Below are 12,296 nucleotides of genomic sequence, written 5' to 3'. Positions count from 1 at the left end.
CTGCGGGGCAGGGAGGTAAAGCGTCGAGCCGTATCACCGCCCATCCGGCGTGTACGCATATTTTTAGGTATTGTCTTTACCATCTGGCTTGAAAGACCGAGGCAATGCCGTTTCCCGCTTTCAGTACAAGCGTGGACTGAACGTCATTGCTTTTGCTTAATTCGAATCAGCCAGATACAGGAAAACTAACTGATATTGAGATCGTGTATAACTTTTGAGCGTCATCAAGTCGTCTGTTCAGGAACCTATCTGAATACGTAGCTTGATTAATGAAGAGAAAAAGACGGAATCTGTTTATGAACCGTTACCATTTGTCAGGGGAAAAGTATGGCGAGGCTGGATTTCTGTGAACTTGCTTCTGCAAACGCAGAGACTGCAGATAGCGACCAATTTGAGAAGTTCGCAAAAATATTCATGGAAAAAATTTTGGGAGGGATTGTAACTAAAGGCCCAAGCCGGGGGGCGGATGGTGGCATAGATATACGGGTTGAGTTTGATATTGCCGGACGTCGCATTGCCAAACTGGTTAGCTGCAAACACTACGCTCCGTCTAAAAAGTCCGTTGGTCGCAGTGATGAAGAAGACATTCAGGACAGACTTGCTGAATTTGAATGTGATGAGTTTGTTGGATTCTATTCCACCATTGCATCGTCCGGACTTGAGCAAAAACTGGAGCGACTGAAAGATAAAAAAGGGATTTTGTACCAGATTTATAATTCAGAGGATATTGAAACCTTGTTACTGGAAAATCACGCGGGCTTTCAGTTAGCAAAGCGTTTTTTTCCTCGTTCAGTGCAAAATATATTACCACAATTTATTGCCCTACTGCCCACCTACACATCCTGTGATGCAGTGCGTCATTCTTCAGGTTGGATAGTCCCGGATGTTTATAGTGACTACGAGCCACGGGTCTACGCCTGTAATGCTAATTTAGCTGCACAGTATGCAAATGAGAAGGCGATGAATGATATCCATGAACCTATGTTCTTGCAGGCATGGAAAGATGCCGTCCATATGTTTTCAGATTATTTCGTTATTCCTGCTGCCGGTATTAACAGTGTAAGCAATATTAATGAATTACCACCGGACTGGGATACTTCAGACGATATAATAAATTTATCCGCCGGGAAACGATGGGCACTTTTGGCTATCTGGAGTTTTTTTGATGATAAAAAGGTTAATGCTATTTTGAAGAAAATGCATAAACATCCTTCTCAGCAAGATTTGAACGTTACTAGCTTCGCTTTCCTGGCGATGATAACTGGCACCGAGCGTCGCGATGTATTAGCGCGACTTTTTGCCTATGCTACACCTTTTCGTTCCTGGTAAGGCCACAGTTTTAATGTCTGGCGTCTCTGCCCCGCAGTGCTGCGGGGCAATATTCTCACATTATCCTGCACGCATCCGCTTCCCAGCGATACCCCACGCCGTACACCGCACGAATAAACGACTGCTCGGCGTCCAGCGCCTCCAGCTTGCGGCGCAGGTTTTTGATATGGCTGTCGATGGTGCGGTCGGTCACGACGCGGTAATCGTCATACAGGTGGTTCAGCAGCTGCTCGCGGGAGAACACTTTCCCCGGCTCGTGGGAGAGGGTTTTCAGCAGGCGGAACTCCGCAGGCGTCAGGTCCAGCAGCTTGCTGCGCCAGCTCGCCTGGAAGCGGCTTTCATCCACAATCAGCGGGCTTTCGGCGTCGAGCACCTGAAGCTCGCGCTGCGGCCTGCAGCGGCGCAGAATGGTTTTCACGCGGGCGACCACTTCACGCGGGCTGTAGGGCTTGCAGATGTAATCGTCCGCGCCAATTTCGAGCCCCAGCAGGCGGTCAATCTCTTCAATTTTTGCGGTGACCATGACGATCGGCACGTCGGAGAAGCGACGAATTTCCCGGCACAGGGTCAGCCCGTCAACGCCTGGCAGCATTAAATCCAGCAGGATCAGATCCGGCGGGGTCTGGCGCACGTACGGCAGCACCTGGTCGCCGTGGCTGATTAGCGATGGAGCGTAGCTGGCCGCACGTAAATAGTCGATCAGCAGCTGTCCCAGCTTGGGTTCGTCTTCCACGATCAAAATGCGCGGCGTGTTTTCGTCAATCGGTAACTCGGTCATACTTCTCTCGATAAATCCCGTTCCAGAGGTAACTCTACTGTAATGCTAACCCCGCCAAAAGGCGAATGGGCGGCGCGGATCGTGCCATTATGCGCCTCGACGATGTTAACGCAAATCGCCAGCCCCAGGCCGGAGCCGCCGCTGGCGCGGTTGCGAGAACCTTCGGTACGGTAGAAACGTTCAAACAGCTTTTCCAGCTGCGCGTCCTGCACGCCGGGGGCGGAATCCGCGAAGGTGAGGGCAAAGCGCCCGTTTTCCTGCCTGCCTGAGATATGCAGGCCGCCGCCGCTGTCGGTGTAGCGCAGGCTGTTTTCCAGCAGGTTATTGAACAGCTGCATCAGCCGGTCTTTGTCGCCAAACACCACCGCGCTGTCCGGCAGGGAGAGGTCGATTTTCAGGTTGCGGCTGGCAAACCGCTCGCGGAAGGCGCCGCGTAAACTGGCGCACGCCGTCCTGAATGGCCTCCAGCTCGCCGCGCAGCACCGCCAGCGGGGTGCGCAGTTCGTGGGAGATATCGGCCATAAAGTCGCGGCGCATCTGCTGGTTTTTCTCCAGCGTGCTGGCGAGTTGGTTAAAGTCCTGCGCCAGCTTGCCCAGTTCGTCCTGGCTGCGGGTATCGACGCGGGTGGTGAAATCCCCGGCGGCGAGCTTGTGCGTCCCTTCCATCAGCCGTTTCACCGGAGCGAGCAGACCGCGCGCCAGCGGGAAGGTGGCGAGCGCGGCGAGCAGGGTGGAGAGGGCGACAATCAGCCAGCTTGTCCGGCGCTGCTGGCGGTCAAAGTTGATGTCGGTGTTGCGCGTCAGGCGCTCCACCGGGGAGGCGATAACCCAGCCGACTGTCGCGTTATTGACTTTGATCGCCCGACGGGTGCCGTCCGGCGGGATCGGCGCGCGCGGACCCACCAGCGTGCGCATGTCCTGATCAATCACCCAGAACTGGGTGCGCCAGCCGTGCGGCGGCATGCCCGGCCCCGGGCGATCGTCACCGGTATCGTGCTCCAGCGAGCGCAGGATCTGGAAAATAAAGCGGTCGTTATTGCGCAGAAAACGCCAGTTGCCGTGCTGGGCGTACTGTTCACTCAGCGCATCGCTTAAGCCCTGTAAACGCTGTTCATTGCCATGCTTGATGTAATCAATAAAACCGCGCTCAAAGCTTACCCGCACTGCCCAGTGCATGGTGACCAGCAGGACGATACAGGTGGCAAATATCGCCACGAAGAGCTTGCCGGTAATGCCCGGACGCCAGAATTTCATGAACCACTCCTTTTGCCGCGCCTAATCACGACGTTCTTGCTAGTATCATCCGGCACTCTGGCGAAGATGAAAGCGGGCAGGGCGATGATGACCGCCATGCTGAGATAGGTATACAAAAAGACCTGATGCGCCACCGGCGTATCGACGCTGAGATGGTGCTGGCCGTACATGCCGAGCAGTAAACCCGCGATGGTCACCCCGACGCTCATCGAGAGCTGCATGATCATCGACAGCAGGCTATTGCCGCTGCTCGCCAGATCGTCCGGCAGGTCCTTCAGCGTCAGGGTATTCATCGACGAGAAGCGCATGGAGTTGACGATCCCCTGGCAGAACAGCACCAGCGGCAGGACGTAGTACCAGCCCATCAGCGCCACGGCCATAAACAGCAGGCTGACCAGCGCCAGCCCCAGCGTGGCGGCCACCAGCACGTGACGGTAGCCAAAGCGGTTCACCACCTGCACCACGATGCGCTTCATTCCCATGCTGCCGAGCACCATCGGGATCATCATCAGGCCCGCGTGGAACGGCGAAAATCCCATTCCGATTTGCAGGAAAACGGGCGTCATAAACGGCAGCATGCCGCTGCCGACGCGCCCGGCGAAGCTGCCGAACAGGCCAAGGCGATAGGTAGGGTTTTTAAACAAGTTCAGGCTGAACAGCGCCTTATCGTTACCTCTGGCATGCCGCAGATACCACAGAATGGCGGTGATGCCGATAACGACCAGCATCCCCAGTGTCAGGGTGGAAATCCCGAGCCCTTTTTGCCCGTCCAGCGCCAGGGTAAGCATTGCCATGCCCGCCGCCAGCAGGATAAAGCCAAAGAAATCAAAGCGCCGCGTCTGCATTTTGTAGTTTGGCATCAGCGTCAGGGTGGCGATGGCGCCGATGATGCCAACCGGGAGGTTAATTAAGAAGATCCAGTGCCAGGAGGCGTACTCCACCAGAATGCCGCCGAGCGCCGGGCCCAGCAGCGGCCCAACCTGGCCGGGCAGGGTGACAAAAGTCATCGCCGCCATGTACTGCTCGCGCGGTACGATCTTCATCACCGTTAGCCGCCCGACGGGCACCATCATCGCCCCGCCGATGCCCTGCAGCACGCGCGCCATCACCAGCTGGTCGAGGGTGTTGGCCTGGGCGCAAAACAGCGAGCCGGTGGTAAACAGCACGATGGCGGTAAAGAAGATATTCCGCACGCCCACTTTATCGGCCAGCCAGCCGCTGGCGGGCAGCATCACGGCCACCGTCAGCACGTAGGAGACAATCACCATGTGCATATGCAGCGGGCTCTCCCCCAGGCTTTTCGCCATGGAGGGGAGGGCGGTGTTGACGATGGTCGTATCCAGCGACTGCATAAAGAAGCCGAAGGCGACTATCCATAATTGCCAGCGAACGTTGCTGGGAAGCTCGGTCATTTACCCGTTTACCGTTTCTCTGTTTTTACGCGAAAAGCGCAGCCGCAGGCGGTCGAAGAACAGATAGACCACCGGCGTGGTGTACAGCGTCAGCAGCTGGCTCATCACCAGGCCGCCGACGATAGTGATCCCCAGCGGCTGGCGCAGCTCTGAGCCGTCGCCGCCCGAGATAACCAGCGGCAGCGCGCCAAACAGCGCCGCCAGAGTGGTCATCATAATCGGACGAAAACGCAGCAGGCAGGCCTGGAAGATGGCCTCTTCCGGCGACAGATTGCCGTTGCGCTGGGCGTCCAGGGCGAAATCCACCATCATGATGGCGTTTTTCTTCACAATGCCGATCAACAGCATGATCCCGATGAGCGCGATCAGGCTGAACGGCGCGCCAAACAGCTCCAGCGCAAGCAGCGCCCCCACGCCCGCCGACGGCAGCGTCGAAAGAATGGTCAGCGGGTGAACGTAGCTCTCATACAGCACGCCCAGCACAACATAGACCGTGGCGATGGCGGCCAGAATCAAAATCACCTGCGAGTTCATCGTCTCCTGGAACACCTGCGCGGTCCCGGCAAAGCTGCCGCGCACGGTGGACGGCACGCCAAGCTGCGTCATCGCGCGGTTGATTGCGTCGCTGGCTTCAGAAAGCGACGAACCGGCGGGCAGGTTAAAGGAGATGGTCGACGCCGCCGACAGCCCTTGGTGGTTCACCGACAGCGGCGCGTTGGCAGGCTGCCAGCTGGCAAAATAGGAGAGCGGGATCGCCTTGCCGTCGTTGTTAATCACAAACATTTTGTCCAGGGCGCTGATGTCCTGGGTGTAGCGCGGATCGACTTCCATCACCACCTTGTACTGGTTCATCGGCTGGTAGATGGTGGAGATCTCGCGCTGGCCGAAGGCGTTATTCAGCAGGCTGTTGGCGGCTTCAACGTTAATACCCAGCCGCGACATGGTTTCGCGGTCGTAGGTCAGGGCCATCTCGGCGCCGTTGTCCTGCTGATCGGAGTTGACGTCCGCCAGCTCCGGCAGGGCGGCCAGCGCCTTGCGGATCTTCGGCTCCCACTCGCGCAGGGCGGCTAAATCGTCCGAGAGCAACGTGTACTGATAGCTGGCGTTCGCCTGTCGCCCACCGACGCGGATATCCTGAACGGCCATCAAAAACAGGTTTGCCCCCGGCTCTTTGGCGAGCTTCACCCGCAGGCGATCAATCACCTGCTGGGCGGTTTCGTTGCGCTCGCCGCGCGGTTTCAGGGTAATAAACATCATCCCGCTGTTGACGCGTGACCCGCCGGTAAAGCCGGTGACGTTATCCACGGCTTTGTCTTCCCGAATGATCTTCATAAAGTCCTGCAGCTTGCCGCGCATCGCCTGGAACGAAATGCTCTGGTCCGCCTGAATCCCCCCCATCAGCACGCCGGTGTCCTGCTCCGGGAAGAAGGTTTTCGGGATGGTGATGTACATCCAGACGTTCAGCCCAATGGTGGCGATAAGCACCAGGCCGACCAGCCGGGTATGGTTCAGCACCCACTTCAGCGATTTGCCGTAGCCTTCCTGCATCGCCATCAGGAAGCGACCAAAGCCTTTGCGGCGCGGCTGCGAATGGGGTTTGCTGCGCTTGAGCATCCAGCCGCACATCATCGGCGTCAGCGTTAGGGAGATCGCCAGCGAAATGCCGATGGCGACGGAGAGGGTGACGGCAAACTCGCGCAGCAGCCTGCCCGGCAGCCCGCCCATCAGCAGCAGCGGCAGGAATACCGCCACCAGCGACAGGCTCATGGAGAGCACCGTAAAGCCCACCTCGCGCGTGCCCTGCAGCGCGGCCTGCAGCGGCTTCACGCCCGCTTCCAGGTGGCGGGAAATGTTTTCCAGCACCACGATGGCATCATCCACCACGAAGCCCGTCGCTATCGTCAGGGCCATCAGCGACAGGTTGTTGAGGCTAAACCCGCACAGGTACATGGCGGCAAAGGTACCGATCAGCGATACCGGCACGGCCACTGCCGGGATAAGCGTTGCGCGACCGGAGCGCAGGAACAGGAAGACCACCAGGATCACCAGCGCGACGGAGATAATCAGCGTTTGCTCCACCTCTTCAAGCGAGGCGCGAATGGTCGGGGAGCGATCCTGGGCAATTTGCAGATCGATAGCTGCCGGGATGGTCTCCTGCAGGTCCGGAAGACGGGCGCGAATGCTGTTCACCGTCTCAATAATGTTCGCTTCCGGCAGCTTGCGGATCATCAGCAGAATGGCCGGTTTCGCATTGGTCATCCCGGCGTTACGCACGTCCTGCACCGAGTCGGTGACGCTGGCAACGTCGCTCAAGCGTACCGCCGCGCCGTTGTTGTAGTGAATAATGAGCGGCTGATATTCCGCGGCGGTTTTCAGCTCGTCGTTGGTGTGGATCTGCCAGCGGTGGCTGCTGTCCTCAATCGCCCCCTGCGGTTTACGCACGTTGGCGTTGCTGATGGCGGAGCGCACGTCGTCCAGCGACACGCCCTGGTTGAACAGCGCCTGCGGGTTTAGGCCGACGCGCACGGCGGGCAGGGAGCTCCCGCCGACGCTCACGTCACCGACGCCGTTAATTTGAGAGATTGTCTGCGCCAGTTGGGTAGACGCAAAGTCGTAAAGCTGCCCCTGAGAATACGTATCCGAGGTCAGCGTCAGGATCATGATCGGCGCATCGGACGGGTTGGCCTTGCGGTAGGTTGGGCGGCTCGGCATCCCGCTCGGCAGCAGGCTTTGGGCGGCGTTGATGGCGGCCTGCACGTCGCGCGCCGCGCCGTTAATGTCCCGGTCGAAGCTGAACTCCAGAATGATGCGTGTGCTGCCCAGCGAGCTGCTGGAAGTCATCTCGTTGACCCCCGCAATCCGCCCGAGCGAGCGCTCCAGCGGCGTGGCAACGGACGAGGCCATGGTTTCCGGCGAGGCGCCCGGCAGCGAGGCGCTGACCATAATCACCGGGAAATCCACCTGCGGCAGCGGCGCTACCGGCAGCAGCCGGAAGCCCAGCACGCCGCAGAGGGTAATGGCGAGCGAGATTAAAATCGTCGCCACCGGGCGATAAATGAAGAGGGCGAAGAACTTCACTTATGCCTCCTCTTCACGTTTCGGGAAGCGGCTTTTGGTCCACAGCGCCAGGCGGTCAAACAGCAGGTAGATCACCGGCGTGGTGAACAGCGTTAGCACCTGGCTCACCAGCAGACCGCCGACCATGCCGATACCCAGCGGACGGCGCAGCTCCGCGCCGACGCCGGTGCTGAGCATCAGCGGCAGCGCGCCCAGCAGGGCGGCCAGCGTGGTCATCAGAATAGGACGGAAACGCAGCAGGCAGGCCTGGAAAATCGCGTCGCGCGGCGACATGCCCTGCTCGCGCTCGGCGGCCAGCGCGAAGTCGATCATCATGATGGCGTTTTTCTTCACGATCCCGATAAGCAGGATAATGCCGATGATGGCAATGACGTCCAGCTCGCTGCCCGCCAGCATCAGCGCCAGCAGCGCTCCCACGCCCGCCGTCGGCAGGGTAGAGAGGATGGTGATCGGGTGGATAAAGCTTTCGTACAACACGCCGAGCACGATGTACATCGCGACCACGGCAGCGACAATCAGCCAGATGGTGTTACCCAGCGCGGCCTGAAACGCCAGCGTGCTGCCCTGGAACCGGGTCTGAATATCGGACGGGAAGCTGAGCTCTTTTTCAGCCGCCTGAATGGCCTCCACCGCTTCGCCGAGAGAATAATTGTCCGGTACGTTGAAGGAGATGGTAGTGGACGGGAACTGATCCAGATGGTTAATCGACAGCGGGGTATAGCGTTCTTCCACCGTGGCGATAGCGCTCAGCGGCACAATGCCGCCGTCTTTGCTGGTCAGGCGCACCGAGTCCAGCCCCGCCAGGCCAGGCGTGTTCTCCGTGTTGTGCTCCAGCACCACGCGATACTGGTTGGCCTGGGTGTAGATAGTGGAGATCAGGCGCTGACCGAAGGCGTTGTACAGGGCGTTATCCACGTCTGCCATGGTAATGCCGAGGCGGCTGGCGGTATCGCGGTTGACGTTAACGTACGCCGCCAGCCCTTTGTCCTGCCAGTCGCTGCTGACGTCGGCGAGCTGCGGCAGGGTGTTAAGTTTATTGACCAGCTGCGGCACCCAGGTGCTGAGGGCATCCAGCGTGGTCGCCTGTAGGGTGAACTGATACTGCGTGCGGCTGACCTGGGTATCAATGGTCAAATCCTGAATCGGCTGCAGGTAAAGCTCAACGCCCGGCACGCGCGCGACGGCGTTTTGCAGACGCTCAATGACGGCGTTGACGCGATCGTCGCGTTCATCCAGCGGCTTGAGGTTGATCTGCAGACGCGCGCTGTTGAGCGACGGGTTGGTGCCGTCGACGCCCACGTAGGAGGTCAGGCTCTCGACCACCGGATCTTTCATGATGATTTCGGACACCTGCTGCTGGCGCTGGGCCATATTGGCGAAGGAGACCGACTGCGGGGCCTGAAGCGTTCCCTGAATAATGCCGTTGTCCTGAATCGGGAAGAAGCCTTTCGGAATGAAAATCCACAGCATCACGCTGAGCGCCAGGGTTCCCAGCGCCACGCCGAGGGTGGCCCACGGATGGTTCAGAACTTTCGCCAGCACGCGACCGTAGGCGGCAATAATCCGCTCGAACATGCGCTCGGAGGCGCGCGAGAAGCGGTTTTGCTTGCGCAGGGACTCATGGCTGAGCATGCGGGCGCACATCATCGGCGTCAGGGTCAGCGACACCACGGCGGAGATCAAAATGGCGACCGCCAGCGTCACGGCAAACTCGCGGAACAGCCGCCCGACGATATCGCCCATAAACAGCAGCGGGATCAGCACCGCAATCAGCGAGAAGGTCAGCGAGATAATGGTAAAGCCGATTTCGCCCGCGCCCTTCAGCGCGGCCGCCAGCGGTTTTTCGCCTTTCTCGATATAGCGCGAGATGTTCTCGATAACGACGATGGCATCATCCACCACGAACCCGGTGGCGATGGTGAGCGCCATCAGCGTCAGGTTGTTAATCGAAAAGTCGAGGAACACCATCACCGCAAAGGTGCCGACCAGCGAGAGCGGTACGGCAACGGCGGGAATAATGGTTGCCGGAACGTTACGCAGGAACAGATAGATGATCATCACGACCAGCGCAATCGCCAGCATCAGCTCAAACTGGGTGTCGGTGACCGACGCGCGAATATTCGTGGTGCGGTCGGAAAGCACCTTCACGCTGACCGATTTCGGCAGGCTTTCGATCAGCTGCGGCAGCATGGCGCGGATGCTGTCGGCGGTTTCGATGATGTTAGCACCCGGCTGGCGCTGCACGTTCATCACGATCGCCTGCTGTTTGTTGGCCCATGCCCCCAGCCAGCTGTTTTCTGCGCCTTGTTCTACGGTCGCCACGTCGCCCAGACGCACCGGGGCGCCGTTCTGGTACGCAATAATCAGCTGACGGTACTCATCGGCGGACTGCATTTGATCGTTGGCAGAGAGCGTCACGGCGCGAGTGGGGCCGTCCAGCGAGCCCTTCGCCGAGTTGACGTTGGCGCTGCTGATGGCGGTACGGATGGTTTCGCTGGTGAGCCCCAGCGCGGCAATCGCCTGCGCGTTAAGCTTCACGCGCACGGCGGGACGCTGGCCGCCCGCCAGCGTGACGAGGCCGACGCCGGAAACCTGAGAAATCTTCTGCGCCACGCGCGTTTCCACCATGTCTTCAACCTGGGTCATCGGCATGGCGGAGGAGGTGACGGCAAGCGTCATGATCGGCGGATCCGCCGGGTTGACCTTGCTGTAGACCGGCGGGTTAGGCAGATCCGACGGCAGCAGGTTGGTGGCGGCGTTGATGGCGGCCTGCACCTCCTGCTCGGCGACGTCCAGCGAAAGCGTCAGCTGGAACTGTAGCGTCACGACGGATGCCCCGCCGGAACTCTGGGAGGACATCTGTTTTAAACCCGACATCTGGCCGAACTGGCGCTCCAGCGGAGCGGTAATGGCGGACGTCACCACATCCGGGCTGGCCCCTGGATAAAGTGTGACAACCTGAATCGTTGGGTAATCCACCTCCGGCAGCGCCGACACGGGCAGGAAGCGATAGCCGATAATCCCGGCGAGCAGGATCGCCACCATCAGCAGCGTGGTGGCGACAGGACGAAGGATAAACAGGCGTGACGGCCCGCCTGTAGAGCCTGGGGGCATCACCTGCATCAGGATTTCTCTCCCTGTTTCGCAGGTTCAACCACTTCCACTTTGGCCCCTTCGGTCAGACGGTCAATGCCGTCGGTAACCACGCGGTCGCCTGCGGAAAGGCCGGCGGCGATGACCACCGTCTGGCTGTCCTGAATACCAGTTTTCACCAGGTGCTTGCTGACCTTATTGTCGCCGTTAAGTACCCAGACGAAGTTACCTTCGTTACCCATCTGCAGCGCAGCCGTTGGGATCACCACCGCGTTCTCTTCGGTCGCGACCAGCATGCGCGCATTGACGAACTGGTTCGGGAAGAGGGCATCGTCCTGATTGTTAAAGCGCGCCTTCAGCTTGATGGTGCCGGTGGTGGTGTCGATCTGGTTATCCAGACTGAGCAGGGAACCTTCGCTCAGCTTCTGCTTGTTGGTGCGGTCCCAGGCCTCCACCACCAGGCCTTTACCGGCTTTTTGCGCCTGCACCACGGTCGCAATGTCGCTTTCCGGCAGGGTAAAGACTAAATCAATCGGGTGGGTCTGGGTGATCACCACGATGCCCGTGGTGTCGCCGCTGGAGATCTGGTTGCCGATATCGACCTGCTTCAGGCCCACGCGCCCGTCAATCGGCGCGGTGATGCGGCTCCAGTCCAGCTGCAGCTGTGCGCTGGCGACGGCGGCTTCATCTGCTTTGATAGTGCCCTGCGTTTCACTGACCAGCGACTGCTGGGTGTCCAGCTCCTGACGAGACACGAGGTTGGTTTTCACCAGCTGCTGGTAGCGGGCTAAATCGCGACGGGCGTTGGCGAGGGTGGCTTTGTCTTTCGCGAGCTGCCCCTGCGCCTGGGCGAGGGCGACCTTAAACTGGCTCGGGTCGATTTCCGCCAGCAGATCGCCCGCTTTAACCTGCTGACCTTCCTGGAAGTGGATCGCGATGAGCTGGCCGTCGACGCGGCTGCGCACCGTGGCGGTGTTGGCGGCGGTAATGGTCCCGAGACCTGTGAGATAGCGAGGAACGGCTTTATTCACCGCCGTCGCCGCCTGTACCGGCGCCAGCGCGCCGCCGCGCATGCCGTGACGTCCTCCGCCTGCCGGGCGCTGCGCCTGACCGGTGGCACCGGCGGGAGCGGCGGAGTTCGCGGATTGACTGTGCCAGTACCATGCGGCGGCAAGGACCACCACAATGATGCCAGCGGCGATTGCCCAGCGGGATTTGTTACTGCCTTTCATCGTTATACGTTCTCATCCTGAATACTTCGGGGAATGATACTAGTTTAGTCAGCTAACACAGCGGAAAAATGGAGGAAATATGGAAGACTGTCAGGAATGGTCTGAGAGTAGCGCCGCGGT

General features: G+C 59.5%; 6 protein-coding genes and 1 pseudogene. 1 reads left to right on the top strand and 6 read right to left on the bottom strand.

Going from position 1 to position 12,296, the window contains the following annotated elements; translation table 11 throughout:
- The first annotated feature begins 327 nt into the window (after positions 1-327).
- Positions 328-1,329 carry a restriction endonuclease gene (locus tag LA04_RS23140; protein ID WP_052119559.1) on the top strand — a complete coding sequence of 334 codons (1,002 nt, stop codon included), beginning with the start codon at positions 328-330 and terminating at the stop codon, positions 1,327-1,329.
- Between the two features lie 55 nt (positions 1,330-1,384).
- Here the strand turns inward: LA04_RS23140 and baeR are convergent, their stop codons facing one another.
- The 6 genes and pseudogenes from baeR to LA04_RS16910 form a co-directional block, all read right to left on the bottom strand.
- Positions 1,385-2,107, bottom strand: coding sequence for a two-component system response regulator BaeR (gene baeR / locus LA04_RS16935; RefSeq protein ID WP_023312418.1), 723 nt, complete (start codon positions 2,105-2,107; stop codon positions 1,385-1,387).
- Positions 2,104-3,361: pseudogene (locus LA04_RS16930) on the bottom strand (two-component system sensor histidine kinase BaeS). Before LA04_RS16930 ends, baeR begins: the two are co-directional and overlap by 4 nt.
- Positions 3,358-4,773 carry an MFS transporter gene (locus tag LA04_RS16925; protein WP_047652481.1) on the bottom strand — a complete coding sequence of 472 codons (1,416 nt, stop codon included), beginning with the start codon at positions 4,771-4,773 and terminating at the stop codon, positions 3,358-3,360. Before LA04_RS16925 ends, LA04_RS16930 begins: the two are co-directional and overlap by 4 nt.
- The gene (gene mdtC / locus LA04_RS16920; protein WP_047652480.1) at positions 4,774-7,851 is read right to left on the bottom strand and encodes a multidrug efflux RND transporter permease subunit MdtC; all 3,078 of its coding nucleotides are present in this window, start codon (positions 7,849-7,851) and stop codon (positions 4,774-4,776) included.
- Positions 7,852-10,974: an MdtB/MuxB family multidrug efflux RND transporter permease subunit gene (locus LA04_RS16915; RefSeq protein ID WP_047652479.1), complete on the bottom strand. Its 3,123-nt coding sequence runs from the start codon at positions 10,972-10,974 to the stop codon at positions 7,852-7,854.
- Positions 10,974-12,176 carry an MdtA/MuxA family multidrug efflux RND transporter periplasmic adaptor subunit gene (locus LA04_RS16910; RefSeq protein WP_047652478.1) on the bottom strand — a complete coding sequence of 401 codons (1,203 nt, stop codon included), beginning with the start codon at positions 12,174-12,176 and terminating at the stop codon, positions 10,974-10,976. The genes LA04_RS16915 and LA04_RS16910 overlap by 1 nt, the downstream gene beginning before the upstream one ends.
- Between the last annotated feature and the right edge of the window lie 120 nt (positions 12,177-12,296).

Origin of the sequence: Enterobacter sp. UCD-UG_FMILLET (assembly GCF_000762975.1) — a bacterium.
GTDB classification, from domain to species: Bacteria; Pseudomonadota; Gammaproteobacteria; order Enterobacterales; family Enterobacteriaceae; genus Enterobacter; species Enterobacter dykesii.
This window is presented reverse-complemented; position numbering and strand designations above follow the sequence as displayed.

Excerpts from the sequence above, each read along its gene's own strand:
- LA04_RS23140 (WP_052119559.1), top strand. The coding sequence starts at position 328 with ATGGCGAGGCTGGATTTCTGTGAACTTGCTTCTGCAAACGCAGAGACT.
- baeR (WP_023312418.1), bottom strand. The coding sequence starts at position 2,107 with ATGACCGAGTTACCGATTGACGAAAACACGCCGCGCATTTTGATCGTG.
- LA04_RS16925 (WP_047652481.1), bottom strand. The coding sequence starts at position 4,773 with ATGACCGAGCTTCCCAGCAACGTTCGCTGGCAATTATGGATAGTCGCC.
- LA04_RS16915 (WP_047652479.1), bottom strand. The coding sequence starts at position 10,974 with ATGCAGGTGATGCCCCCAGGCTCTACAGGCGGGCCGTCACGCCTGTTT.
- LA04_RS16910 (WP_047652478.1), bottom strand. The coding sequence starts at position 12,176 with ATGAAAGGCAGTAACAAATCCCGCTGGGCAATCGCCGCTGGCATCATT.